The organism is Kitasatospora phosalacinea (assembly GCF_030268885.1).
Taxonomy (GTDB): domain Bacteria; phylum Actinomycetota; class Actinomycetes; order Streptomycetales; family Streptomycetaceae; genus Kitasatospora; species Kitasatospora phosalacinea_C.
Genome location: NZ_BSSA01000045.1, coordinates 18,866 through 43,757, shown reverse-complemented (window position 1 = coordinate 43,757; position 24,892 = coordinate 18,866). Strand labels below are relative to the sequence as shown.

The following is a 24,892-nucleotide window of genomic DNA, read 5'->3' as shown; positions in this document are numbered from 1 at the left end:
GCTTCAACCGCCTCAAGCAGTGGCGGGGCTTGGCCACCCGCTACGACAAGACCCGCGAGTCCTACCAGGCCACCGTCACCATCGCCTCAATCCTGCTCTGGATCTGACCTTTGAAGACGATCTCTAGGCCAGCGGCTTCGCCAGCTTGGCGAAGCGCAGGTCGGCGCGGAGCGGCACGCCGAAGCGCTCGTCCCCGTACGGGAAGGGCTCGAACTCACCGGTGCGGACGAACCCGCGCCGCTCGTACCAGGCGATCAGGTCGGCGCGCTGCTCGATGACCGTCATCTCCATCGCACTGACGCCCCACTCGGCCCGGGCCCACTCCTCGGCCCGGGCCAGCACCTGCCGGCCCAGGCCGCCGCCCTGCACGGCCGGGGAGACCGAGAACATGCCGAAGTACGCGGCCGTGCCGCGCCGCTCCACGTGGCAGCAGGCGATCGGGGCGCCGTCCTCCCCCTCCACCACCAGCACCACCGAGTCGGGGCGCCCCAGCAGGTCGGTCACCGCGGCCTCGTCGGTGCGCTGCCCCTCCAGCAGGTCCGCCTCGGTGGTCCAGCCCGCCCGGCTGGACTCCCCCCGGTAGGCCGACTCCACCAGCGCCACCAGGTCCGGCACGTCCCGCAGTCGCGCGGTCCGGAAGACCGGTTCGGCCGGGGTGGTCGGGGCGGACGTCGGCTCGGCGGCGGTCATCGGGCTCTCCTCGGGCGGGGGACGGCGGGCGCCCTCCGCGGCGGGGCGCCGGAACCGCCATGGTGCCACAGCGCCCGCCCCCGCCGGGGGCGGTGCGCCCCCGACCCGGCGCGGTCGGCCCCGGGCCGGGGGCCGACCGCGCCGCTCCCGCGCGTAGCGGGCACGACGGACCCGGCGGGGGCGGGCGCGGGAACCGGGAAACGCCGACGGGACGGTGCGTGCCCGTCCTACGATGGGGCGCGTTCGCGGCGGGAGGGGGCGGTACGGATGGGGCGGCACCGTTCGAGGCGGTGGACGGGTGCGGTGGCCGTCGCCGCCCTCGTGTTCCCGGCCGCCTGCACGGCCGGGTCCCCCGCCGACGGCCGACCCCCCGCCCCCACCGGGCCGTGGGCGCTGCTGTCCGTGCAACCGGCCGTGGTGGAGCCCGAGTTGCAGGCCGAGCTCGACGCGCCGACCGCCGCCGCCCCCGTCCGGGTCCTCGGGGTCGCCGAGGTCGCGGGCGGGCGGCTGGTGGCCGCCGTGCGGGGCGACACCTGCTTCGCGGCCGCCGTCCCCGCGGGGGCGGGCACCGGGTTCTCCAGCTACGGCGCCTCCCGGCCCGGCGGTGCGGACGGGGCCGCGCAGGGGCGGGTCGCCTTCCCCGGCACCCTGCTGCCCGGCCCCTACGCGCAGGCCGCGGGCCCGGCCGGGCCGCCGTTCCGGTACCTCGCGCTGGGCTGCTCGGAGCACGCGATGGCGGTGCGGGCGGAGGGGGTGGCGCCGGGGTCCGCGGTGGCGCTGACCGGCGGGGCCGCCCGCGCCTGGGTGGAGGGGAGCGACCTCTACCTGACGGTCGGGCTGCCGCGGGGGTGATCAGGCGGTGGCCACCCGGGCGGTGAGGGCGGGGGTGGCGGTGGCCGCGGCGAGGCGTTCGGCGGCGGTGCGGAGGGCGGCGGCGGGCGGGGCCTGCTCGAAGGGGGTGACGGTGACGGTCGGACCGTCCTGCTCCCAGGTGCCGGTGATGCGGCCGTCGACGAGGAGCAGCGGGGCGATCCGGCCCGCGGTGCGGCTGACCGCGGTGCGGTGGGCGGCGGGGAGGATCTCGGTGGCCTTGGTGCCGGGGCCCAGCACGTACTGGTCGTAGGGGCCGAGCAGGTGCACGCTCGGGGCGGGCGGGGCGGTCGGGGTGGCGGCCAGGTCGTCGAGGTGTTCGGTGAGGGCGAGGGCCGGTGCGCCGTCGACGGTGACGGTGGTGAGGCGGTCGCCGAGGGCGGCGGCGAAGCCCTTCAGGACGCTCTTGCGCAGGCTGTTGCGCGACAGCCAGGCGTCGAACCGGTCGAGCCCGGCGGGGCCGTACGCGCCGAGGTAGGCGGTGAGCAGGCGCGGCCCGGCCCGGTCGACCGGGGGGAGGCCCGGCCAGTCGGGGCTGTGGTGGGCCGGATGGGTGAAGGCGGCGCGGCCGCCGGGGGCGGGCGCGTGGCAGAGCACGCCCTGCCAGGCGAGGGGTTTCAACAGGGTGCCCCAGCCGGAGGCGAGTTGCTCGGCGAGCGGGGCGAACCGGGGGTCGGCGGCGAGCACCGCGGTGAGCTCCTCCCTGGTCAGCACCGCGCTGCTCAGCAACTCACCTACGGCTTCGACGAGTTGGGCGACCTGGGCGGGGGTGGCGCCGAACTCCCGGACCCAGGCGGGCTTCTCCCAGGTCCGGGCGGAGCCGATCAGGGCGAGCGCGTCGGCGGCGGTGCGCGGGTCGAGCAGGTGCAGGGTGCCGCGCTGGGCCCAGGTGCGCAGCAGGCGGCCCTCGGCGTGGGCGGCGCGCAGGGCGGCGGGGCCCTCGGGGCCGGTGCGCAGGGCGACGGCGAGTTCGGCGGCGGACGGGACCTGCGCCTGCACCCCGGCGAGCCGTTCGACGAGGGCGACGACGGAGGGCGGGCCGTCGGCCGCCGCTCCCGCGTCGAGGTGCTGCCGGCGCAGGCGCCAGCGCAGCACCTGCTCCGTCGTCAGTTCGACCGTTCCCACCGTCCGACTCCCCCTTCGTGTGGTCCTGCCGCGAAGGCTAGCGGTCGGCACCGACAACGGCCGGTCGGGACGCGACCGGTCGGGACGCGGCCGCCCGGGAGGCGGCCGCTCAGGACGCGGGCGCGGGGACGGGCCGCTCGGGCGGGGCCGGGTGGGGGAGGATCTGGCGGAGCAGCCCGCGCGGGTGGCCGCGGCGGCGCCACTCGCGGGGGTAGCCGAGCGAGACCTCCTCGAAGCGGACGCCCTCGTACCAGGTGGTGCGGGGGATGTGCAGGTGGCCGTAGACGACGGCGGCGACGTTGTAGCGGCGGTGCCAGTCGGCGGTGAGGTCGGTGCCGCACCACTGGGCGAAGTCGGGGTGGTGCAGGACGTCGGTGGGGCGGCGGTCGAGCGGCCAGTGGCTCGCCAGGACCAGCGGCAGGGCGGGGTCGTGGGCGGCGAGCGCCTTCTCGGTGACCTCGACGCGTTCGCGGCACCAGTGTTCGACGGCGGGGTGCGGGGCGGGGTCGATCCGGTACTCGTCGGTGCAGACGATGCCGTTGGCCTGGGCGCGGGCGAGCGACTGCTGCTTGTCGGCGACGCCGGGCACCCGCCAGCTGTAGTCGTAGAGGGTGAAGACGGGGGCGACGGCGTACGGGCCGTCGGGGCCCTGCCAGACGGGGTACGGGTCCTCGGGGGTGGCGACGCCGAGGGCGCGGCAGCGTTCGACCAGGAGCCGGTAGCGGGCGGGGGCGGCGAGGTCGGCCTGGTCGTCGCTGGTGCTCCACAGCTCGTGGTTGCCGGGCGTCCAGACGACCTTGGCGAAGCGGTCGGCGAGCAGGCGCAGGGCGGCTTCGACGTCGCGGACGCGTTCGGCGACGTCCCCGGCGACGATCAGCCAGTCGTCGGGGCCGGTGGGGCGCAGGGCCTCCAGGGTGGCCCGGTTCTCGGCGACGCCGACGTGCAGGTCGCTCACCGCGAGCAGGCGTCCGTCCGGCACCGCTCCCCCGTCTCCTCGCGCCGGGCCGGTCGCCCGGCCCGCCTCGGTTCGTCCTTGCCCGTTCCGGCCGTCCCGGCCGTTCCGGCAGTGGGACGCGCGTTGACACGCTACCGCCGGGGCGGTGGGGTGCGCCAGCAGGGGCCGCTCCTGTCACTCCGTCAACATCCTTGCAAACATCCGGTGTTCAGTTGTCACACCTATGGATGTTCGCTCTACATACGGTCATTCGATATGTGGTTTCAACACTCTGTTGACTGACGGGGCCATGACTATATCTTCTCCGCATGCGGCCGACCCGGCCGCCGCCACCGGATTGAGGAGTCGTCATGCCCGCTTCCGGCACCACCCGCTCCCTGCGCCGCGCCGCCACCGCGGCCGCCTCCGCCGCCCTGCTCGTCGGCGCCCTCGGCGTCGCCGCCTCCCCCGCGCAGGCCGCCAAGCCGGCCACCCCGCCCGGCTTCCACCCCGAACTGGACTACGCCGGCTCGACCGTCCCCTCCCACGAGGGCCGCGGCAACGCGCGGACCACCGACCCAGCCGACACCGCGAGCACCCTCGCAGCACTGGCCGCCACCCAGACCAAGGGCATGGACGTCTCCGGCTACCAGGGCAACGTCGCCTGGAGCACCGCGTACGCCAACGGCGGCCGGTTCGCGTACGTCAAGGCCACCGAGGGCACCAGCTACACCAACCCGTACTTCGCCCAGCAGTACAACGGCTCCTACAACGTCGGGATGATCCGCGGCGCCTACCACTTCGCGCTGCCGAACGTCTCCAGCGGCGCCACCCAGGCCGCGTACTTCGTCGCCCACGGCGGCGGCTGGTCCAAGGACGGCAAGACCCTGCCGCCCGCCCTCGACATCGAGTACAACCCGTACGGCGCGACCTGCTACGGCCTGAGCCAGGCCGGGATGGTCAGCTGGATCCGCGACTTCTCCAACACCGTGCACACCAAGACCGGGCGCTACCCGGTGATCTACACCACCACCAACTGGTGGAGCACCTGCACCGGCAACAACAGCTCCTTCGCCGGCACCAACCCGCTCTGGATAGCCCGCTACTCCACCGCGGTCGGCACCCTCCCGGCCGGCTGGTCGTACCAGACCATCTGGCAGTACTCCGACTCCGGCACCCTGCCCGGCGACCAGGACTACTTCAACGGCGCGCTCGACCGCGTCCAGGCCCTCGCCAACGGCTGACAGCCGGCACCCCCGCACCAGCCCGCCCGCGGCCGGAACACGCCCCGCACCGGCCGCGGGCGGGCCCGGGCCGCCTGGCCGAAAGGGCACCCCGGCCCGCGGACGCCGCTTGCCCGGCCGCTCCCGTCCGTACCAGCATCGTCCCCGTGCCCGTCGAACAGCACCTCTTCGCCCTCTTCCTCGTCACCACCCTCGTCGCGATGATCAGCCCGGGACCGGACATGCTGTTCGTCCTCGGCTGCGGGATGCGCGGCGGCGCGCGGGCCGGACTGCTCGCCACCGCCGGGGTCGCGACCAGCGAGATCGTCCACATCACGCTCGCGGCCGCCGGACTGTCCGCGTTCTTCGCCGCCGCGCCGGCCGCGTTCACCGCACTGCGCCTGGCGGGTGCCGCCTACCTCGTGCACCTCGGCGTGCAGGCCGTCCGCCACCGCGGCGAGCAGCAGGCGGACCCGGGCGCGGGCGGGCTCTCCGGTCGGCGCGCGTACTTCCGCGGGCTGCTGACGAACCTGGTGAACCCGAAGATGGTCACCTTCACCCTCGCGTTCCTGCCACAGTTCGTCGACCCCCGACTCGGGCACGTCTGGCTGCAGTTCCTGGTCCTCGGCGCGGTCTTCGTCGGACTGGAGTTCCTGGTGGACGGCACCGTGGGCGTCCTGGCGGGCCGGATCGGCAGCTGGCTCGGCCGCCGCCGGGCCGCCCGCCGCCGCCTCGACGTGGCGACCGGCGGCGTGTTCATCGGCCTGGGCGTGCGCCTCGCCGTCGAACGCTGACGCGGTCGGCGGGGTCCGCCGGGGCGACCCGGCCGCCGGGGCGGACCAGCCGCGGCCACTCCTCCGGCGCCCGGGCCGGTGCGCCTCTCCGGGCGGGGCGCCGGACGCTCCTGCGGGTTCAACTCCGTTGCAGCACCAGCAGGTCCATCCAGCTGACGGCGGGTTCGTCCGGACGCTGCGCGGCCGCGCGGCGCAGCCGGGCCGGCCCGGCCCGCCAGGCCTCGTCGCTCAGTGCCCGCAGCTTGCCGTCCGCGGCGCGGCGCAGGCCCGCGGCGTACGCGGCCAGGGTCGGGGCGGAGCGCTGCGGCAGCGGGCGCAGGGCGGTGCGGGTGAACCCGGCCGCGGCGAAGACCTCGGTGACCCGCTCCACGCTCGGGTAGGCGTCGATCCCGGCGGCGGTCTCGGGGAAGTACCGCACCCGCAGGTCGCGTTCGCACCGGCCGGGGAAGGCGTTGCGGATCAGCACCGGGGCGCCGGGGCGCAGTACCCGGTGCAACTCCCGTGCGGCGGCGGGGAGATCGGTGAGGTGGTGCAGGACGGAGCCGAGCCAGGCGGCGTCCGCGGCCGCGTCCGCGACGGGCAGGTGCTCGGCCCGGCCGTCGAGCACCGTGACGCCCTCCCCCGCCGGGATCAACTCCCGCATGGCGGGCGCTGGTTCGACGGCCAGCACGTGCACCCCGTACCAGTCGCGGAAGGCGGTGGCGAAGGCCCCGGTGCCCGCGCCGACGTCGAGCAGGGTGGTGCCGGGGCGCGGTGCGGCGTACTCGGCGACCGCCTCCCGCCAGGCGGTCAGGCCCTCGCGGGGCAGTTCGCGGGCCGCCCGGTAGTCGGCGGCGGTGCGGGCGTCGTACACGGCGGACGTCCTCGGGTCGGTGGAGGGCGGGACGGGGCTCAGGCGGCGGTCGGCAGCACCAACTCCCAGGTGTCGACGGCGAACTGGAGTTGCATGCCGTTCTTGAGGTACAGCTCCATCGCGCCGGTGGCGTTCTCGGTGTCGACGCCCAGGCCCGCGCCGGTCAGGCCGCGGGCGGCGTGCGCGGCGAAGAAGTGCCGCAGCAGGTACCCGCCGAGGCCGCGGCCGCGGGCGGCGGGCAGCACGCCGATGTTGGACGCCCAGGCGGTGCCGGGCGGTCGGACGCCGGTGCGCAGCACGGCGACGTCGCCGTGGCCGTCGAGCGCGGCGACCCACACCAGGGACCAGTCGACCGTCTCGCCGCCGATGTCCTGCAGCCACTGCTCGTACGTGCGGGGCTTGAAGTCGTAGTGCGCGGCGAAGGTCTGCTGGATCAGCCGGTGCGCGACCTGCCGGTCGGCCTCCTCGGTGCAGTCGCGCAGCCGCACGCCCGCCGGGGGCTCGGGCAGCGGGTCGGTGGCCGGGGAGATCGCGCGGTGCAGGGAGTGGTGGCGGCGGGCCAGCCGCCAGCCGCGGGCGCGCAGCGCGTCGGTGTCGGTGGTGGGCGTGCTGTTGAGCAGCAGGTGCAGCACGGCCCGTTCGGCGCCGTTGCCGCGGGCGAGGTCGGCGGCGCGGGCCTCCATCAGGTCGAACAGGTGCAGGCCGCCCGCGAGTTGGTCGGGCAGCAGGTACTGGTCGAGGTCGATCCGCTCGCCGCCGGAGCGGTCGCGCACCAGCCCGTAGCCGACCAACTGCCCGTCGGCGTCGTGCAGGAGCCAACTGTCGGCGGCCAGGTCCACGTCGGGGTGGGCGAGTTCCTGCTCGACCTCGGCGAGGTCGGTGCCGGGTTCGCCGGTCTCGATCTCGTCCACCCGGTTCAGCAGGGCGCAGACCGCCGCCGCGTCCGCGACCGTGGCGGGCCGCACCGTCATTCCGTCCGGCAGTGCCATGGCGTGCTCCTCTTCCCGTACGTCCCCGTACGTCCTCGTCCCTGCCCGTGCGACGTCGTCCCGTCGCCCGTCCGGCAAACCCGGCCTTTCTACCCGTCCGCGCCCCGCTCCCCCAACCGGTTTTCGCCGCCGCCCGGCCCGGTGCCGCGGTCGTCTCCCCCCTCCTGGCCGTCTCCGCTACATTCCTGACGGTGGACCAGTTGACCGCCGAAGACCCCTCGCACATCGGCCCCTACCGCCTGATCGCCCGGCTGGGCGCCGGGGGCATGGGGCTGGTCTACCTCGGCCGTTCCGAGGCCGGCCGCACCGTCGCGGTCAAGGTCGTCCAGGCCGAGTACGCCCAGCAGACCGAGTTCCGCAGGCGGTTCGCCCGCGAGGTGGACGCGGCCCGGCGGGTGGGCGGGAGCTGGACGGCGGACGTCCTGGACGCGGACACCGGGGCCGACGTGCCCTGGGTGGCCACCCAGTACGTGCCCGGGCCGAGCCTGACCGCGGTCGTCGCCCGGGACTTCGGCCCGCTGCCCGAACGCTCGGTGCGCGTCCTCGCCGACCGGCTGGCCCTCGCCCTGCAGGCCGTGCACGGGGCGGGCCTGATCCACCGCGACCTCAAGCCGTCCAACGTGCTGGTGACGGTGGACGGGCCGCGGGTCATCGACTTCGGCATCGTCCGGGCCATGGACGGCCTGGTCGGCGACAGCCTGCACACCCGCACCGGCATGCTGATCGGCTCCCCCGGCTTCATGTCCCCGGAGCAGGTCCGCGGTCTCGAACTCACCCCCGCCAGCGACGTGTTCTGCCTCGGCGCGGTCCTGGTGTACGCCGCCACCGGGCGGCTGCTGTTCGGTGCCGCGGACTCCAACCTGAACGCCCACCTGTTCCGGGTCGCCGAGGAGGAGCCCGACCTGACCGGCGTCCCGGCCTCCCTGCACGGCCTGGTGCGGGCCTGCCTGGACAAGGACCCGGCCCGGCGGCCCACCCCGGCGCAGATCTCCGCCGCGATCGGCGGGAGCGGGGGCGGCGGGGGCGGCGGGGACGGGAGCGGGGGCGGGCGGGAGGACGGGGGCGTCTGGCTGCCCGGCGAGATCCTGGCCCAACTCGGGCGGCACGCGGCCCAGTTGCTGGACTACGTGCCCGAGCCCCGGAGCGCGCCGCCCGTGCCGACGCCCGCACCGGCGGTCGCGGTCGCACCGGCGCCCGCGGCCGCGCCCTGGTCCGCACCGACTGCGCCGCCCGGCTACACCCCGACCGAACGCGCCCACGTCCCCGCCGCCGCGGTGCCCGCCGCCGCCCCGTCCCCCGGCCGCCGCGGGGGCCGGGTGGTGCTCGGGCTGACGCAGGTGGCCGTGGTGCTCGGGCTGGTGCAGGGGGTCTGGGGCCCGGACGCCTCCTACCGCTGGGGCCCGGAGCTGTCCTGGAGCGCGGTGGCCTTCGCGGCGCTGCTGCTGCCCGGCGGCCACCTGGCGGACGTCAGGGGGCGCCGGAGCACCTTGGCCCTCGGGCTGGCCGGGTTCGCGGCGGGCTGCCTGCTGGGCGTGTCCGGCGGGGCGCTCGGCCTGACCGATCCGGTGCTGCACGCCGCCGCCGTCCTGCAGGGCGGTGGCGGCGCGCTCGCGCTGACCGCCTCGCTGGCCGTCACCGCCACCGGCCCGCACGATCCCCGCGAGCGGACCGGGACCTTCGGGGTGTACGCGGCGGTCTGCGTCGGTGCCGCGGTGGCCGGGCTGCTGGCCCTCCGGCTGCTCTCCTCGGACGTCGTCCTGCTCGCCTGCTCGGTCGCCGCGCCGGCCGCGCTGGCCGCCGTCCGCACCCTGCCGTCGGACCCCCCGTCGCGCGGCCGCTTCTCCGTACCGGGCGCGCTGCTCGGCGCCCTCGGCCCCGGGCTGCTGCTGGTCGGCACCGGCTGGCCGTGGCCGACCCCCTGGATGGTCGGGCCGTCCGCCGTCGGGCTCGTCCTGCTCGGACTCTTCTGGTGGCAGCAGCGCCGCGGCCCGGGCGGGCTGCTCCCGCCGGACGTCGTCACCGGTGGCGACCGGACCGGCGGCCTGCTCGTCGCGGCGCTCACGGGTGCGGGCTTCCTGTCCCTGCTGCCGATGCTGACCGACATGGTGGACGACGCGGCCGACGGGGCCGTCCTCGCCACCTGCCTGCCGATGCTGCTGCTGGCCGCCGGGGCCGCCGTCGGCGCCGCCGCGGCCCGCGCCCGCCTGCGGCACCCGGCGGCGTCGCCCCGCGGCCTGGCCGTGACGGGCCTGCTGACCACCGTGGTGGGCGTGGCGGGGGGCGTCCTCGCCCTGGCGAGCGGATGGACGGACACCTTCCTGCCGATCGGCACGGCCGTCGCGGGGCTGGGCTTCGGCCTGGCCCTGGTACCGGTGTTCTGCTGCGCGACCGCCACCGCCGCCCCCGGACTGCTCGGCGGGGCCGCGGGCGCCGTGGTCGCCGCCCAGCTCACCGGGCAGGCCGTCGGCACCTCGGTGCTGTACGCCACCGCCGACACCCCGCCCTGGTGGGCGGCCGCCTGCCTGCTGCTCGCCACCCTGCCGGCCCGCACCGCCCTCCCGGGCCGCACCCCGACCCCGACCCCGCACGACGCCCCGGCGGCGGCCCCCACCCCGCACCCCTGACCCCCACCCGGCCGCCCCGGCACGGACACCCCGCCCTCCCGGCGCCGGGCGCTCACCCGGCGGGGCCCTCCAGCAGGGCCGCACCCGCCCCCCCCGCCCCACCGGGCGGCCGCCCTCCCGCCGCTCACGGCCCCGCCCCGACCGACACCCCACCACCACCTGACGATCCCCGCTCCCGGCCCCGCCCCTGCCCCGTCCCGGCGCCGGGTGCTCACCCGGCGGGCCGCTCCAGCAGGGCCGCGTAGCCGTTGACGATGATCTCCAGGGTGCGCTGGTGGCGGCGGTCGAAGTCGAGGCCGGCGCCGGTGGCGAGGGCCCGGGCGAAGTGCGGGTGCGCCCGGGGGTCGACGGCGGCCGGGGTCTCGGGGGCGTCGCCGAGTTCGGCCAGGGTGTGGCCGATGGTGAAGGTCATCGCCGCATTGAGGACGTCCATCGCCAGGTCGAGCGGCACGTCGGCGGCCCGCAGCCGGGCCAGGGCCTGTTCGAACACCCCGATCGCGGCGGGTGAGTTGACGGGCCGGACGGCGATCACCGGCAGCATGCCGGGGTGCCGGTGCAGCACCGCGCGCAGCGCGTCGGCGGCGGTGCGGACGGTCTGCGTCCAGGGCTCGCCGTCGGCGTAGCGGGCCTCGGCGTCGACCTGGAGCAGCAGTCGTTCGACCATGCCGTCGAGCAGGGCGGCCTTGCTGGGCACGTAGTGGTAGAGCGTCATGCCCTCGACGCCGAGTTCCGCACCGAGGCGGCGGGTGGAGAGGGCCTCCGCGCCGTGCCGGTCGACGAACTCGACGGCGGCGTCGAGGACCTTCTCCCTGGTCAGTCCGGAGCGGGGGCGGGAGCGCCGGTCGGCCATGCGGGTTCCTCCTTGACTTCTCTTGCAGTGCAAGGCAATCTATCGCCACCGCGGTTCTTACACCGTAAGAATCCATCGGAACCACGAGGAGGAACCCGCCGTGAAGCTCGTCGCCGTCATGGTCCGCACGCTCAACGCAGGCGTCGACTACCAGGAGTTCCGCCGCGCCTGGGCCCCCGACGAGGTCGTCCCCGACGACCCGCGGGTGGTGCTGAGCGCGCTCAACCTGGAGGACCCGCAGGAGCTGTGCACCGTCGCGGTCGTCGAGGACGTCGAGCCCGCGGACATCCCGGTCTGGATGGAGCGCCTCGCCCCGATCGAGGAGCGCCGCTACCAGCGGATCCGGCACCTGGTCAGCGAGCCCCGGCTGAACGCCGTCTACCGCGTGGTCGCCGAGGACGCCCTCGCCCACCCGGTCGCCGTCTGAACCGAAAACCCGTCGACGCCGCGTCAGGCGTGCGGCAGACTGCCCGCGATGACCGAGCGAACCGACACGCCTCCCTCCTGGGACGAGCGCACCCAGCTGTCCACCTTCCTCGACTACGCCCGGGCCACCGCCCGCGCCAAGTGCGAGGGCCTCTCCGCGGAGGACGCCCGCCGTTCCCCGCTGCCCGGCTCCCCGCTGATGACGCCCTGCGGCCTGATCAGCCACCTGCGCTGGGTCGAGCACTACTGGCTGGACGTGGTCTTCCTCGGCCGCGAGGAGCAGGGCCCCCTCGTCCACGCCACCGAGGACGACCCCGACCCGGAGATGCGCACCGCGGTCGACGTCCCGCTCCCCCGGCTGCTCGCCGAGTACGAGGAGCAGAGCGCCCGCTTCCGGGAGTTGGTCGCCGCGCACGACCTGGACACCCCGGCGAAGCAGTCGATCCGCGACGGCCGCCACCCCGACCTGCGCTGGATCCTGCTCCACCTGATCGAGGAGACCTCCCGCCACAACGGCCACCTCGACGTCGTGCGCGAACTCCTCGACGGCCGCACCGGCAGCTGAGCCCCGCGGGGCGAGGGCGCCACGACGAGTCGGCAGTAGGGGGAGCGTGCGGTCCGAGGAACACGCCGGGTGGGAGCGGGACTTCCCGGTCCGGTACCTCCTGGTGCGGGAGGACGTCCACGAGGCGGAGGAGGACGTGCTGTGGGGGCGGTGCGCGGAGGTCGAGGGCCTGTTCGCGGACCCGCCCCCGCTGCCGCGGGAGGTCCTGACGCTACGCGGCTGCCCGCGCGAGAGCCTGCTGGTCCGGCGCGTGACCGACAGCGCCGGACCGGTGCGGCTGCTGGGGGACGGCATGCTCTCGATCGAACCCGCGGATCCGTCGAACGGCGGGCCGCACCGCTCCTGGGACCTGGAGGACGCCACCGTCCTGGCCCACCGGCCCGCGCCGGGCGATCCCGGGCGGGTGGACCTCGTCGTGGGCACCGGCGTCAGGGAGGACGACCACCGGGGCAGCAGGCGGCTGCCCCCGCAGCCGCGCTTCGACCTGTGGTTCCCCTCGCTCCGGGGGGACGGCCCGTCGGGCGGTTGCCGCTCCGTCGACGGCCTGTTCGCCCCGCGCCCGCAGCGCCCCGCCCGGCCCCTGCACCTGATCAGCTGCGAACCCGCCGCGCCGCTGCTGGCCCTGCTGCGCCGTCCCCTCCCGCAGGAGGGCGGCCCGGTCACGCTCCGGCGCCTCGACCGCCACGGCCGGACGATGACCGGGTACCACCTCGTCCTGGACACCGTCGAGGCACGCCCCTCCGTCCTCGGCGCAGCCCTGGTCGACGTCACCGTCACCGACCCCGGTGACGACCGTCCCACCCCGGCCGCCCGCGCGGTCTGGGAGGTCTGGTCCGAGGGTGTTCCCGCGCGGCCCGGCCAGTGGGCACGGTTCGACGCCGGGGGCCGGTCCGAGTGGCTGCGCCTCACCCGCGCCGGCCGGTACGGGCCGGACGGCCGCTCCGGCGGGACGTACCACCTGGACGGACGGCACGCCACCGACCGGGCCGGCCTGCTCCTGGCGCTCGGCGAAGCCCTGCTCGGTCCCGGCGCCAACTACGGGACGTGCCTGGACGCGGTGGCGGACTGCCTGTGCGGCGGGCCCTCCGTCGTCCCGCCGTTCACCCTCGTCTGGCACCACGCCGCCCTCGCCCGCCGGGCCCTGGCCGGACACGTCCTGCACCACCTCGGCGGCCTGTCGTACTTCGAGGAGACCGTGAACCTCCTGCGCGAGCACGGCGTCACCGTCGTGCTCCGGTGAGAGCGACGGCGGCCGAGCCGGGCCGGAGCCGCCGCCCGGGACGATCGACGTACGACCCGACCGCGGGCGGGCCCGGCCTGGTGGCGACGGAGGGGGAACGGAGTTGACCGAGCGGGACGCCGAACCGGCCGCCCTGGCGGCGGACCACCGCGGCGGTCGGCTCACCCTCGACCAGGCCCGGGCGCGCTACCCGGAGGCACTGCGGCTCGCCCACCTGCCGACCGAGCCGTACGCCGACCTGTGGCCGCGGTTCTGGCTGGCCGCCGCCGCGTGCTTCACCACCTGCCCGGACCGGGAGGTCCGCGACCTGCTCGCCCTCGCCTTCCCGCTGGAGCACCCCGACCACCTGCCGGAGGCCGCCCCGCTCCTGGCCGAGGCCCGCCGGATCGCCGCGCGGGAGCCCGCCGCCGACGGCCACCGCCGCCTGCTGGCGGGGTCGACGGGCTACGGCGCCGCGCTCTAGCGGGGGCACCGCGGCTCAGGCGCGGACCTGGACGAGGGCGTGGCGGCCGTCGGTGCGCCAGCCGGGGCCCTCGGCGTCGAGGCGGGCGAGGGTGTCGGGGGTGACGCCCGCCAGGACGTCCGACTTGAGGGTGCGCAGGGCGGCGACGGGGGTGGGGAAGTGGGCGGTGAGGTCGGCGAAGGGGGTGGTGGCGGGCCAGTGGCGGTCGTCCAGCAGGCGGCGGTAGTTGAGGTCGCCCTTGAGGATCGTCAGGGTGGCGCCGGAGAGTTCGGCGCGCAGGTCGGCGGGCATCGCGGCGTAGGGCAGCGGGGCGCAGAAGAACGGGTGGGTGCGGACGGTCAGGGTGCCGTCGGCGGTGGCCCGCCACAGCCGTTCGCCGGTCGCGGCGGCGGCCTCGCCGGGGGCGGCGCGCAGGCGGGTGAGGGTGGCGAGGGTGTCGGCGGTGGTGGCGTCGGAGACGAAGTAGGGCTGGGGTTTGACGTACAGGGCGACGTGTCCGGCGAGGCCGGTGGTGAGCAGGTGGTCGGCCAGCACCAGGTCGGGGAGGAGTTCGCGTCCGGCGTTGTCCGCGACCAGGCCGACCCGGCCGCCCGGGGCGCGTTCGAGGACGGCCCAGAGCCGGGCGCTGTCGTCGGCGACCAGGTCGGGCGCCCGGCCGCCGTCCCGCGCGGTGAGCCGGAAGCTGAGGTCGGCGCGGTTGCCCCACAGGGCGGCGGACAGCAGGGCGGCCCGCGGGTCGGGGGGCAGGGCGTCCAGGGCGGCGAGTTCGGCGTCCACGGCCGGGCCGGTGAGTTCGGCGGCCTTGAACGGCGCGAACGGGTCGACGCCCCGCCAGGCGCCGTCGGGGCGGAAGTAGCCGGTGGCCTCCAGGAGCAGCCGGTAGAACCAGCTCTCCGCCCACAGGAAGGGCGCCTCGTCCCACGGCCGCCCCCACAGCCCCTCGCCCCAGGCCCGCCACTGCGCGGCGTCGGGGGCGTCCGGGCCGGGCGGCTCCAGGGTTCCGCCGCCGGTGCTGCGGGCGAGCAGTTCCTCCAGGGCCGCCCGCTGCCGCGGGCCGTAGGGCAGCGCGTCCAGCACCTGCCGGACCAGGACGGGGTGGCGCTCGTGGAAGACGGCGCGGGGGAAGGAGCCGGGGGCGTCGATGCGGATCACGGGCGCGTCGGGGGGCGTCGGCACGGGCACGTCGGGGCTCGGTTCTGTCGCGGACGGACGGCGGTCTCCCCCGATGCTTTCACGCGGGCGGCCGGTGGGCGGCGGCCGACGGGCGGCGGACGGCCCGCGGGCGGCTGCGCACCCGCCCGGTGGACGGTGCCTCCGACGGGGCCGCGGGCGGGGGCTCGTCCGGCCCGGGCCGACCGGACGCCACAATGACCGCATGAGAGTGATCTTCACGGTGGCCGGGGCCGCCCTGCTGCTGGCCACGGCGGCCAGCATCCTGCGGACGCTGGTGGTGCCGCGCGGGCTGTACTCGGCCCTGGTGATCCGGCTGTGGTCGGTGCTGCGCCGGGTGGTGCGGGCGGTCGCGGCGCCGTTCGGCGGCTACCGGGCGATCGACCGGGCGCAGACCTGGCTGGCGCCGCTGATCCTGCTGGGGATGCTGGGCTGCTGGCTGCTGTCGACGCTGCTGGCGTACACGCTGCTGCTGCGCGGGACGTCCGACCTGGGGTGGCGGGTGGCGTTCCGGGAGGCCGGGTCGAGCCTGTTCACGCTGGGTTTCGCCAGCGGCGACCGGCTGCACCTGTCGGTGATCGACTTCCTGGCGGCGGCCAACGGCCCGCTGATCATCGCGCTGCTGATCGCCTACCTGCCGACGCTGTACGGGGCGTACAACCGGCGGGAGTTGGAGGTGACGCTGCTGCAGTCGCGGGCGGGCGAACCGGCCTGGGGGCCGGAACTGCTGGCCCGGCAGGCGCTGGTGCGCACCGAGAGCGAACTGCCGGAGCTGTACCGGGACTGGGAGCGGCTGGCGGCCGACCTCGGCGAGGGGCACTCCAACTACCCGGTGCTGATCTCGTTCCGCTCCCCGCAGCCGTACCGCAGCTGGGTGGTGGGCCTGATCGCGGTGATGGACGCGGCCGCGATGCAGCTGGCGCTGAACCCGCGCTCGGCCCCGCCCGAGGCCCGGCTGCTGCTGCGCGCCGGGTTCACCGCGCTGCGCGACATCGCGACGGCGCTGCGCATCCCGTTCGAGCCCGACCCCGACCCGGACGGGCCGATCCGGCTGACCTTCGAGGAGTTCTACGCGGCGGCGGAGTTGGTCACCTCGGCGGGCATGGGCCTGGAGCGGACGGTCGCCGAGGCATGGCCGCACTTCCGGGGCTGGCGGGTCAACTACGAGTCGGTCGCCTACGAGCTGGCCCGCCGGGCGGACGCCGTCCCGGCCCTGTGGACCGGCCCGCGCGACTTCCCGGCGACCCCGATCCCGCCGCGCCGCCCGGCCGACCGGCGCCCCGCCAACCCCTGACGGGCCTGCCCGCGGGCCCCGGCGGTCCGGTCCTACTTGCCGCCGCGCAGCAGCTGCTCCTCGGCGGCGGCCAGCACCTCGACCACCTGCCGTCCGAAGGCGATGTCGCAGGCGTGCGGGGTGCCGGTGCGCGCGGCGGCGAGCAGGGCGTCGATCGCGCGGGCGAAGGCGTCGGTGGCCTCGGTGTCGCGCTCGGGGAGGGAGGTGACGCCGGAGGCGCCGCGCAGTTCGAGGGCCGCGCCGTTCGCGGAGGCGGCGGGCGGGGCGGTCAGGGTGAGGGTGACGGTGCTGGAGGCGCCGCCGCGGTGGCGCAGCACCAGGTGGGCGGTGTCGGCGGGGCCGGGGGCGGCGGTGAGCTGCTCGACCTCGCCGAGGACGGGCAGCAGGACGGAGAGGGCGTGCGGGCCGACGTCCCACAGCGCGCCCTTCTGCTGGCGCCAGGGGGAGGCGGCGAACGGGCTGTCGGTGGTGAAGATCGAGCCGATCCAGTGGCAGTGGGCGGTGAACCAGCCGCCGGTGGCGGCCTGTTCGGTGATCCAGGCGTCCTGGGTGGGGCCGAAGCGGGTGGTGAAGAAGACCACCGAGGCGACGCCGGAGGCGGCGGCCGCGTCCTCCACGGCGCGGGCGGCGTCGACGGTCGCGGCGACCGGCTTGTCCAGCAGCAGGTGCTTGCCGGCCCGGGCGGCCTGGGCCGCGTACTCGGCCTGCACGTCCGGCGGGAGGGCGATGGCGACCGCGTCCACCTCGGCCAGCAGGGCCTCGACGGTCGGGTGGGCGGGGACGCCGTGGACGGCCGCGAGTTCGGCGGCGGCCTCGGGGCGGCGCCCCCAGAGGCCGGCGAAGGTGACGTCGGGGTGGGCGGCCAGGGCGGGGGCGTGCACGAAGCCCGCCCAGGGGCCGGTGCCGAGGAGTCCGATGCGCATGCCGCCCAGTCTTCCACCTCGGCACCGGCCGCCGGGAGTACGGGGCCCGAACGCCGGGCTACGCCTCCAGGACCCTGATCAGGGTGAACCCGTCGTGGCCCCGGCTGCCGACGGTCTGCACGGTGGTGGCGTCCAGCCGCTTCTCGTCCGCGATCAGCTCGTGCAGCCGCCGCACGCCGAGCACCGCCGGGTCGGTGCTGTCGGCGTCGGCGAGCCGGCCCTGGCGCACCACGTTGTCGACCACGATCACCGCGCCGGGGCTCGCCAGCGCGAGGGCGGCCTCGACGTACTGCGGGATGGTGGCCTTGTCGGCGTCGACGAAGAAGAAGTCGTACGGTTCGGTGCCCTGCGCGATCAGCTGGGCCAGGGTGTCCAGGGCCGGGCCGAGGCGGACCTCGACGCGGTCGGCGAGACCGGCCCGCTCCAGGTTGGCGGTGGCGACGGCGGCGTGCGCCGGGTCGAGCTCCAGGGTGGTCAGGGTGCCGCCGTCGGGCAGGGCGCGGGCCAGCCAGATGGTGCTGTAGCCGGCCAGCGTGCCGATCTCCAGGATGCGCCGGGCGCCGCGGATCCGGGCCAGCAGGTGCAGCAGCTTGCCCTGGTTGGCGGCGACCGCGATCGGCGGCAGCCCGGCCTCGTCGGCTGCCTCCCGCGCGGCGTCCAGGGCTTCGTCCGGGCCGATCAGCAGCGCCTCGGCGTACTCGTCCACCGCGGTCCACAGCTGCGGGTCGTTCTGCATGGTGCTCCCCACTTCGCGCTCACTTCGAACCTGCCGAACCTACCCGCGCGACCCCCGGGACACGCCGAGGCCGCCGGGACCCGGTGGGGTCGCGGCGGCCTCGGCACGGCGGCGCGGGATCAGTCGGTGCGCTCCGCGAAGGTCTCGGCGAGCGGCTCGCCGCTCTTGCCGCCGGACTGCTCGGGGTGCTCGGCCCGGGACTTCTTGGCCTTCCGCTTGAGCCACAGCGCCGAACCCGCGCCGAACAGCACGGCCGCGCCCAGCCCGATGTACGAGGCGCCCTGGAGGTACTTCTCGGCGACCTTGCCGACCTGGTAGACCAGCAGCGTGGTGCCGCCCGCCCAGACCACGCCGCCCAGCACGTTGGCGATCAGGAACTTCCAGTACGGCATCCGCAGGGTGCCCGCCAGCGGACCCGCGAAGATCCGCAGCAGGGCGACGAAGCGGCCGAAGAAGACGGCCCACATGCCCCAGCGCTGGAACTGCCGCTCGGCGGTGGCCAGGTGGTCGGGCCCGAAGTGCTTGGGGAACTTCCGGCCGAGTTTCTCGAACAGCGGCCTGCCGCCCTTGTGCCCGATCGCGTAGCCGATCGAGTCGCCGATGATCGCGCCCGCGATCGCGCAGAGCGCCACGCCCCACGGGCTGACCGTGCCCTTGGCGGCCAGCAGCGCGGCGGTGACCAGGGCGATCTCGCCGGGCAGCGGGATGCCCAGGCTCTCCAGGCCGATGATCAGGCCGATGATGACGTACACCAGGGTCGGCGGGACGTCATTGATCCATTGGTCGACGTGCAAGGCGGAGTACCTCCGTCTGGGCAGGACAAGGCCGTCGACACGTCGTACGGCACACAGGAAAAATTTCGGCAAAGAACCAGCCGGGCCAGCCTATCCGCTGCCGCCGCCCCCGCGGACCCCCTCCCCGGGGCCCGCCGACGGCCGGTCGGCGCCCCTTCGTCCACCGGATCCAACTCCCGGCGCCGGTGCGTTCGTTCCCCGCCCGGGGGTGAGATTCCCCGCACCCGCGGGCCCTGTCGGTCCACCGCCCGACCGGCCCATACTCCGTCTCCTGGCATCCGACGGAGGGGAAGTGCGCATGGGTGACGCGGCGGCAGCGGCGGCCGGTACGTGGCGGCTCGGCGACCTGGAGGTGAACCGGCTCGGCTACGGGGCGATGCGGCTGACCGGCAACGGCGTGCACGGCAACTCCGACGGCCCGCCGGTCGACCGGGCGGCCGCCGTCCGGCTGCTGCACGAGGCGTTCGACCAGGGCGTCGACCACGTCGACACCGCCTCGTTCTACTTCTCGCCGCTGCGCTCCGCCAACGAGCTGCTGGGCCGGGCGCTGGCGGGCCGGCGCGGCCACCGGGTCACCGTGGTGACCAAGGTCGGGCCCGGCCGCACCCCCGACGGGGAGTGGTACACCATGGCCCGGCCCGAGCAGCTGCGCGCCCAGGTCGAGGAGAACCTGCGCCAGCTGGGCACCGACCACCTGGACGTGGTGAACCTGCGCCGCAACGGGCCGGACGTGGAGTCCGTCGCCGAGCACTTCGGCGCCCTCGCCGAGCTGCAGCGGGCCGGGCTGGTCCGGCACCTGGGCCTGTCCAACGTCCGCCCCGAGCACGTCCACCAGGCCCGGGCGATCGCCCCCGTGGTGTGCGTGCAGAACTCCTACGGGCTGGACCGCCGGCTGGCGGACGAGAACGGGCTGCTGGAGCTGTGCGGCGAGCTCGGCATCGCCTTCGTCCCGTTCTTCGCCATCTCCGGGACGGCCCGCGAGGCCGCCCCCGCCGCCGAGCGGGACGCCCGGGTCCGGGCCGTCGCCGAGGCGCACGGCGCGACGCCCGCCCAGGTCCGGCTGGCCTGGACGCTGCACCGCGGTCCGCACGTGCTGGCCATCCCCGGCACCCGGAACCCGGAGCACCTGCGGCAGAACCTCGCCGCCGCGGCCCTGCGCCTGACCGCCGCCGAACTCGCCCTGCTGGACGCCCCGGCCGGGTAGCGGCGGCTACTCCTGCGCCACCCACCGCGGCAGCTCCTCGCGGCGCTCGCGCCAGGCGGCCGGGACGCCGGACAGGCCGGTGCGGGCGGCGACCACGCCGCCGGTGATCGCGCAGGTGGTGTCGACGTCGCCGAGGCCCTCGGCGGTGGTCCACAGCGCGTCGGTGAGGCTGTCGAGGTGGTGGGCGGCGGACCAGAGCGCGAACGGCACGGTGTCACCGGCGCGGACCCGCTGCCCGTTGCCGAGCAGGTCGGCGGCCCGCCACGGCTCCGTGCCGGGGGACAGTTCGGCGGCGGCCCGGACGCCTTCGCGAACCGCCCCGTCCGGGGTGCGGGCGGCGACCTCGTGCAGCAGTTCCGCCCCGGCCGGGGCGCCGCCCTCCGTCCGGCCGAGGGCGGCGAGCGCGGCGGCCAGGGCGACGGCGACCGCCCCGGCGATGCCCTCGGGGTGGGCGTGGGTGACCTCGGCGGAGTGGGCGGCCTGTTCGGCGGTCTCGTCGAGGTCCGCGGCGAACCAGGCGCCGAGCGGGGCGACCCGCATCGCGGCGCCGTTGCCGAGGCTGCCCTGCCCGTCGAACAGCGCCGCCGCCCCGGTCTCCCAGCGCTGCGGCTGCTCGGCGAGGACGGGCAGCAGCCGCTTCATGCCGTGGCCGTAGCCGCGGCCCGGGTCGGCCAGGAAGGTGGCACCGAACATCGCGGCGAGCCGGGTGCGGTTGACGCCGTCCTGGTCGAGCAGCGCCCGGTACACGCACAGCGCCATCGCGGTGTCGTCCGTCCAGTGCCAGGGCGCCTCCGCGGGGGTGCGCCGGGCCCGGATCTGCTCGAACGCCTCGGCGGGCGTCCGGAACAGTCCGAACCAGCGCTCCCCGAAGGCGTCCCCGAGGGCCAGGCCCTCCAGTGCGTCGCGGGCGGCCTGCCGGGCGGTGGCGGTGGGGATGGTCATGCCGCGCATCCTGCCGCACCGCCCGGCGGGGGCCGTCGGATTTCCGGAACCCGGTCAGGCCCTGGTGGGACCGCTCCTGGTCGCCGGGGCGAGGGCGCCGACCAGGAGCCGCGGATACCGACGCCGCGCTACCGCCCGGCCGTTCCAGCCGTTCCGGCGGATTCGGCGGGTTCGGCCGTTCCGGCGGGTTCGACGCAGAAGACGGCCGCCCGGATCTGCTCGGCGGTCGGCGTGCCGGTGAGGCCGTGCACCCGGACGGTGGTGCGCTCGCCGGGCAGCAGGGTGGTCAGGCCGCGGTCGGCGGCGGCGGCCGGGTCGATCCGGTCGGCCTGCAGCAGCAGGTCGCGGACCAGGGTGCGGGCGGTGACGACCACGTCGAGGGCGCCGTCCCCGGCCTCCGCGACGGCCAGGTCGAACTCCGGCTCCGGGTACGCGAAGACCTTGTCGGGGACGGGGAAGTGCACGGCGCGCAGGCCGTCCGCGTCCGCGACCAGGTACTCCTTGTCGGAGCCGTCGGCGGGCAGCAGCCCGTCGGGGACGGGGAGCCGGTGCACGCTCCGGGGGTCGGCGGTGAGGTCGGCGGTGGTCTCGGCGAGCACGTGGCCGTCGGCGTCCAGGCGGCGCAGGCGCAGCGTGGTGGTCCAGGCCGCGGCGGACTGGTTGACCAGGGCGATCCGCGGGGCGCCGTCGCGGTCGGCGGGCTGCAGGGTGAGCAGCCGGTCGGCGTACAGGCGGCGCAGTTCGTGGTGGAGCGGCTTGAGCCGTCCGTCGCCGTCGACGGCGGCCCAGGAGGAGACCGGCCAGCAGTCGTTGATCTGCCAGACGACGGTGCCGGCGCAGTGCGGCCAGTGCGAGCGCCAGTGCTCGATGCCGGTGGCGATCGCGCGGGCCTGGACGAGCTGGGTGAGGTAGTGCCAGCGGTCGAACGCGCCGGGGCCGGTGGGCAGTTCGAAGTGCCGCTCGACGCCGCGGTTCAGCTTGCCGTTGCCGTCCTCGGCCTTCTGGTGGTGCAGCATGCCGGGCGAGTCGGCGGCGAGCTCCTCGGTCGGCAGGGCGCGGCGCAGGGTGGCGTACGCGGGCGGGGCCTGCCAGCCGAACTCGGCGACGAAGCGGGGGACGCTGGCGCGGTACTCGGCGAAGTCCTGGCGGTTCCAGACCTCCCAGGAGTGGTGGGTGCCGTGGTCGACGTCGTTGGGGTGGTGGTCCCAGCTGCCGGACCAGGGGCTGCCGGCCGCGTACGGGCGGGTGGGGTCGAGTTCGGCGACGATCCGGGGCAGCACGCCGAGGTAGTAGCCCTCGCCCCAGGAGTCGGCCCCTTCGGCACCGGCCCGCAGCTCCTCCTCCCAGCCCCAGTCGCGGAAGCCCCAGAGGTTCTCGTTGTTGCCGTTCCACAGCACCAGCGAGGGGTGCGGCATCAGGCGCACCACGTTGTCGCGGGCCTCGGCCTCGATCTCGCCGCGCAGCGGCTGCTCCTCGGGGTAGGCGGAGCAGGCGAACAGGAAGTCCTGCCAGACCAGCAGGCCGAGTTCGTCGCAGGCGTCGTAGAAGGCCTCCTGCTCGTAGATGCCGCCGCCCCAGACCCGGATCAGGTCGATGTTGGCGTCGGCGGCCTGCTGGAGGCGGTGGCGGTAGCGGGCGGGGGTGACGCGGGTGACGAGGGTGTCGTCGGGGATCCAGTTGGCGCCGCGGACGAACAGCGGTTCGCCGTTGACGACCAGGGTGAAGGGGGTGCCGGTGGCGTCGGGGGTGCGGCGCAGTTCGACGGTGCGGAAGCCGATCCGGCGCTGCCAGGTGTCGAGCGGGTCGTCGCCGTCGGCCAGTACGAGGTCGAGGTCGTAGCGGGGCTGCTCGCCGTAGCCGCGGGGCCACCAGCGGGCGACGTCGGCGGCCTCCAGGGTGAGGACGGCGCTGTCGCCGTCGGTGACGGTCTCGGCGCGGGCCCCGGCCACCGAGGCGCGCAGGGTGAGCGGGCGGCCGGTGCCGGTGGCGGTGCGCTCCAGGGTCACGTGGAGCTCGACCCGGCCGGTGCTGCCGTCGACGGTGACCAGCGGGCGGACCTCGGCGATCCGGGCGGTGGACCAGTGCTCCAGCCGGGCGGGCTTCCAGATGCCCGCGCTGGGCAGGGTCGGGCCCCAGTCCCAGCCGAAGCTGCTGGCCATCTTGCGGATGTACTGGAACGGTTCGGGGTACACGTTGGGCCGGTCGCCGACCAGGGCGCGGACGCGTTCGGCCTCGGTGTAGGCGCTGGTGAAGACGACCCGCAGCTCGCCGTCCAGGCCGGTGGCGTCGAAGCGGTAGCGGCGGTGCATGTTGCGGGTGGAGCCGAGCCCGGTGCCGCCGAGGGTGACGGTGGCGGCGGTGTCGAGGCCGTCGAAGACCAGGTCGGTGCGCTCGTGGCGGCTGCCGTGGGCGGGCAGTTCCAGCGTGTAGGTCCAGTCGCGGCGGCCGACCCAGGCCACCTCCAGCTCGTTGGCGTCCAGGAACGGGTCGGGGATCAGCCCGGCGTCCAGCAGGTCGGTGTGGACGCAGCCCGGGACGGTGGCGGGCAGCCGGTTCCCTTCGTGGTGCAGGCTCCAGCCCTGGTCGAGCGGGGTGGTGTCCTTCATGCGTGCGGCTCCTTGGTCGTTCGGCCGGACCGGTGGTCGGGTTTGCGGCGCGAGCAGAACCGTAACCCGCCGGAGCGCACCTGTCTATAAACCGGTTATGTGAATGCCTTGATGGGTTTCAGTGCCCGTCAACTCCGCTGCGAACTGCCGGAAAGCCCGGAAACGCCACTGCTGCCCCACCAGCCACGGACGGGCTGGACAGGGCAGCAGGTTTACCGGTTCACCAGGCGGGTCGGCCTGCGGGACGCACTCAGCCCGCGGCCTTCTGCGCCCGGCCCCAGCGCCGGTTGAGGTCCGCGAAATAGGAGTCCAGGTCGCCGGGGACGGCGCCCGTCGCCAGGTCGACCAGCCTGCGCCGGTAGTCGGGCGCGTCCAGCCCGATGCCCGCGGCCCTGTCGATCGCGTCGACCTTCGCCAACTGCTCCCGGGTCTGCGGGATCATCCGCACCGCCCGGTCGTCCAGCGGCTGCAGCGAGGCGGGCAGCTTCGCCCCGCGCACCGCGGAGATCGACTCGTCCGCGGCGGCGCTGCCGGAGCGCGTGACGTACCACTCCAACCAGGCCGCGGCCGCGTCCCGGTGCGGCGAGTGCACGTTGACCGCGTACTTGTAGTCCGGCTGCACGACGGTGCAGAAGTGCCCGTCGTGCTGCACCGGCAGCGGCATGAACCCGATGTCGTCCGGGTCCGCGCCCGCGTCCCGCGCGGCCTCCCGCATCTGCGCGACCGCCCAGGAGCCCAGTTCCATGGTGGCCACCCGGCCGGTGCCCAGCAGTTTCTTGGACTGCTCCCAGTCGGTGGTCCGCGGATCGGCCTCGGCCAGCTTCCCGTGCACGATCCGGTACAGCAGGCCGTCGACCGCGTACAGGTCGCCGCCCGGCGCCCAGGGCGCGGCGGTGGCGGCCAGCCGGTCGCGCGCGGTGTTGTCGCAGCTGGGCACGCCGATCGCGTCCGACCACTGCCGCAGCGGCCAACCGTCGTGGTAGTTGGTGTAGTACGGGATCGCCTGGGTCTTCTCCTTGATCGCCTGCAGGTCGGCGAGGAACTGCTCCGGCGTGGCGGGCCACTCGGTGACGCCCGCCTTCGCCCACACCGCCTTGTTGTAGACCATCCCGGAGGCGATGCCGATGTTCGCGATGCCGTACACCCGCCCGTCGACGGTGCCGTAGTCGATGTAGTCGAAGGTGTCCGACAGTTCGCTCGCGTTGCCCAACGGGGCGAAGTAGCTGGGGAACTGGCCCGCCGGGAGGCTGTCCGGGATCAGCAGCACGTCACCGTAGTCGCCCCCGGCCAGGCGCTTGCCCACCTCGCCCTCGTAGTCGACGAGGCCCTCGAAGCTCACCTTCACCTTCGGGTAGAGCTTGTTGAACTCGGCCGCGTACTTCTTCAGCAGCCCGCTGTTCACCTGGTCGACCCGGTTGGTCAGCACCGTGATCGACCCCGACACCTTCGACCGGTCGGCCTCCGCCACCACCCCCTTCAGCGGAGCGGGCCCGCCCCCTCCGGTGCACCCGCCCAGGACCAGGGCCAGGGCGGTCGCCGAACCCACGGCGGCCCATCCTCTGCGCATCGTTCCCCTC

At 75.7% G+C, this 24,892-nt stretch carries 23 protein-coding genes; 10 read left to right on the top strand and 13 right to left on the bottom strand.

What is annotated here, in order from left to right; translation table 11 throughout:
* Nucleotides 1-123: 123 nt before the first annotated feature.
* Nucleotides 124-690, bottom strand: a complete 567-nt coding sequence (locus QSK52_RS36945; RefSeq protein ID WP_285740665.1) for a GNAT family N-acetyltransferase — start codon at nt 688-690, stop codon at nt 124-126.
* Nucleotides 691-993: 303 nt separating this feature from the next.
* Here QSK52_RS36945 and QSK52_RS36940 point away from each other — a divergent pair, with 303 nt between their 5' ends.
* Nucleotides 994-1,542, top strand: a complete 549-nt coding sequence (locus QSK52_RS36940; protein ID WP_285740664.1) for a hypothetical protein — start codon at nt 994-996, stop codon at nt 1,540-1,542.
* On the opposite strand, the gene QSK52_RS36935 is transcribed toward QSK52_RS36940, so the two are convergent.
* Together QSK52_RS36935 and QSK52_RS36930 are read right to left on the bottom strand one after the other, a co-directional pair.
* Entirely contained in the window at nt 1,543-2,685 is a 1,143-nt protein-coding gene (locus QSK52_RS36935) for a DNA glycosylase AlkZ-like family protein (RefSeq protein WP_285740663.1), read from the bottom strand.
* Nucleotides 2,686-2,794: 109 nt separating this feature from the next.
* Nucleotides 2,795-3,664 (bottom strand): metallophosphoesterase family protein, encoded by an 870-nt coding sequence (locus tag QSK52_RS36930; RefSeq protein ID WP_285740662.1) that lies wholly within the window; start codon nt 3,662-3,664, stop codon nt 2,795-2,797.
* Between the two features lie 326 nt (nt 3,665-3,990).
* On the opposite strand from QSK52_RS36930, the gene QSK52_RS36925 reads away from it, so the two are divergent.
* Together QSK52_RS36925 and QSK52_RS36920 are read left to right on the top strand one after the other, a co-directional pair.
* Nucleotides 3,991-4,863 carry a lysozyme gene (locus tag QSK52_RS36925; protein ID WP_285740661.1) on the top strand — a complete coding sequence of 291 codons (873 nt, stop codon included), beginning with the start codon at nt 3,991-3,993 and terminating at the stop codon, nt 4,861-4,863.
* Between the two features lie 146 nt (nt 4,864-5,009).
* Entirely contained in the window at nt 5,010-5,636 is a 627-nt protein-coding gene (locus QSK52_RS36920) for a LysE family translocator (RefSeq protein ID WP_285740660.1), read from the top strand.
* A gap of 118 nt (nt 5,637-5,754) precedes the next feature.
* Here the strand turns inward: QSK52_RS36920 and QSK52_RS36915 are convergent, their stop codons facing one another.
* Complete coding sequence (locus tag QSK52_RS36915) at nt 5,755-6,489, bottom strand: class I SAM-dependent methyltransferase (protein WP_285740659.1); 735 nt, start codon at nt 6,487-6,489, stop codon at nt 5,755-5,757.
* A gap of 38 nt (nt 6,490-6,527) precedes the next feature.
* Nucleotides 6,528-7,478, bottom strand: coding sequence for a GNAT family N-acetyltransferase (locus QSK52_RS36910; protein ID WP_285740658.1), 951 nt, complete (start codon nt 7,476-7,478; stop codon nt 6,528-6,530).
* A gap of 191 nt (nt 7,479-7,669) precedes the next feature.
* Between QSK52_RS36910 and QSK52_RS39760 the strand changes: the two genes are divergently transcribed.
* Nucleotides 7,670-10,102, top strand: a complete 2,433-nt coding sequence (locus QSK52_RS39760) for a protein kinase domain-containing protein (RefSeq protein ID WP_435053467.1) — start codon at nt 7,670-7,672, stop codon at nt 10,100-10,102.
* Between the two features lie 211 nt (nt 10,103-10,313).
* On the opposite strand, the gene QSK52_RS36900 is transcribed toward QSK52_RS39760, so the two are convergent.
* The gene (locus QSK52_RS36900; protein WP_285740657.1) at nt 10,314-10,952 is read right to left on the bottom strand and encodes a TetR/AcrR family transcriptional regulator C-terminal domain-containing protein; all 639 of its coding nucleotides are present in this window, start codon (nt 10,950-10,952) and stop codon (nt 10,314-10,316) included.
* A gap of 100 nt (nt 10,953-11,052) precedes the next feature.
* Between QSK52_RS36900 and QSK52_RS36895 the strand changes: the two genes are divergently transcribed.
* The 4 genes from QSK52_RS36895 (at nt 11,053) to QSK52_RS36880 (ending at nt 13,646) form a co-directional block, all read left to right on the top strand.
* Nucleotides 11,053-11,379 carry a hypothetical protein gene (locus tag QSK52_RS36895; RefSeq protein WP_285740656.1) on the top strand — a complete coding sequence of 109 codons (327 nt, stop codon included), beginning with the start codon at nt 11,053-11,055 and terminating at the stop codon, nt 11,377-11,379.
* Between the two features lie 48 nt (nt 11,380-11,427).
* On the top strand, nt 11,428-11,943 hold the full coding sequence (locus QSK52_RS36890) for a DinB family protein (protein WP_285740655.1): 516 nt from the start codon (nt 11,428-11,430) through the stop codon (nt 11,941-11,943).
* Nucleotides 11,944-11,989: 46 nt separating this feature from the next.
* Complete coding sequence (locus QSK52_RS36885; RefSeq protein ID WP_285740654.1) at nt 11,990-13,183, top strand: barstar family protein; 1,194 nt, start codon at nt 11,990-11,992, stop codon at nt 13,181-13,183.
* 103 nt (nt 13,184-13,286) lie between these two features.
* On the top strand, nt 13,287-13,646 hold the full coding sequence (locus QSK52_RS36880; protein ID WP_285740653.1) for a hypothetical protein: 360 nt from the start codon (nt 13,287-13,289) through the stop codon (nt 13,644-13,646).
* Between the two features lie 15 nt (nt 13,647-13,661).
* Here QSK52_RS36880 and QSK52_RS36875 read toward each other — a convergent pair whose 3' ends face one another.
* Nucleotides 13,662-14,798 (bottom strand): damage-control phosphatase ARMT1 family protein, encoded by a 1,137-nt coding sequence (locus tag QSK52_RS36875; RefSeq protein WP_352230356.1) that lies wholly within the window; start codon nt 14,796-14,798, stop codon nt 13,662-13,664.
* A 223-nt stretch (nt 14,799-15,021) separates the two neighbouring features.
* Here QSK52_RS36875 and QSK52_RS36870 point away from each other — a divergent pair, with 223 nt between their 5' ends.
* Complete coding sequence (locus QSK52_RS36870) at nt 15,022-16,110, top strand: hypothetical protein (protein WP_285740651.1); 1,089 nt, start codon at nt 15,022-15,024, stop codon at nt 16,108-16,110.
* A gap of 32 nt (nt 16,111-16,142) precedes the next feature.
* On the opposite strand, the gene QSK52_RS36865 is transcribed toward QSK52_RS36870, so the two are convergent.
* The 3 genes from QSK52_RS36865 to QSK52_RS36855 form a co-directional block, all read right to left on the bottom strand.
* Nucleotides 16,143-17,033 carry a Gfo/Idh/MocA family protein gene (locus QSK52_RS36865; RefSeq protein ID WP_285740650.1) on the bottom strand — a complete coding sequence of 297 codons (891 nt, stop codon included), beginning with the start codon at nt 17,031-17,033 and terminating at the stop codon, nt 16,143-16,145.
* A gap of 58 nt (nt 17,034-17,091) precedes the next feature.
* Nucleotides 17,092-17,769 carry an O-methyltransferase gene (locus QSK52_RS36860; RefSeq protein ID WP_285740649.1) on the bottom strand — a complete coding sequence of 226 codons (678 nt, stop codon included), beginning with the start codon at nt 17,767-17,769 and terminating at the stop codon, nt 17,092-17,094.
* A gap of 119 nt (nt 17,770-17,888) precedes the next feature.
* Complete coding sequence (locus QSK52_RS36855) at nt 17,889-18,563, bottom strand: DedA family protein (protein ID WP_285740648.1); 675 nt, start codon at nt 18,561-18,563, stop codon at nt 17,889-17,891.
* A 298-nt stretch (nt 18,564-18,861) separates the two neighbouring features.
* Between QSK52_RS36855 and QSK52_RS36850 the strand changes: the two genes are divergently transcribed.
* Nucleotides 18,862-19,767 (top strand): aldo/keto reductase, encoded by a 906-nt coding sequence (locus QSK52_RS36850; RefSeq protein WP_285740647.1) that lies wholly within the window; start codon nt 18,862-18,864, stop codon nt 19,765-19,767.
* 6 nt (nt 19,768-19,773) lie between these two features.
* Here QSK52_RS36850 and QSK52_RS36845 read toward each other — a convergent pair whose 3' ends face one another.
* The 3 genes from QSK52_RS36845 to QSK52_RS36835 form a co-directional block, all read right to left on the bottom strand.
* Nucleotides 19,774-20,718, bottom strand: a complete 945-nt coding sequence (locus QSK52_RS36845) for an ADP-ribosylglycohydrolase family protein (RefSeq protein ID WP_435053466.1) — start codon at nt 20,716-20,718, stop codon at nt 19,774-19,776.
* A 119-nt stretch (nt 20,719-20,837) separates the two neighbouring features.
* Nucleotides 20,838-23,315 (bottom strand): glycoside hydrolase family 2 protein, encoded by a 2,478-nt coding sequence (locus QSK52_RS36840; protein WP_285740645.1) that lies wholly within the window; start codon nt 23,313-23,315, stop codon nt 20,838-20,840.
* A 250-nt stretch (nt 23,316-23,565) separates the two neighbouring features.
* Complete coding sequence (locus QSK52_RS36835; RefSeq protein WP_435053465.1) at nt 23,566-24,882, bottom strand: ABC transporter substrate-binding protein; 1,317 nt, start codon at nt 24,880-24,882, stop codon at nt 23,566-23,568.
* Nucleotides 24,883-24,892 lie beyond the last annotated feature (10 nt).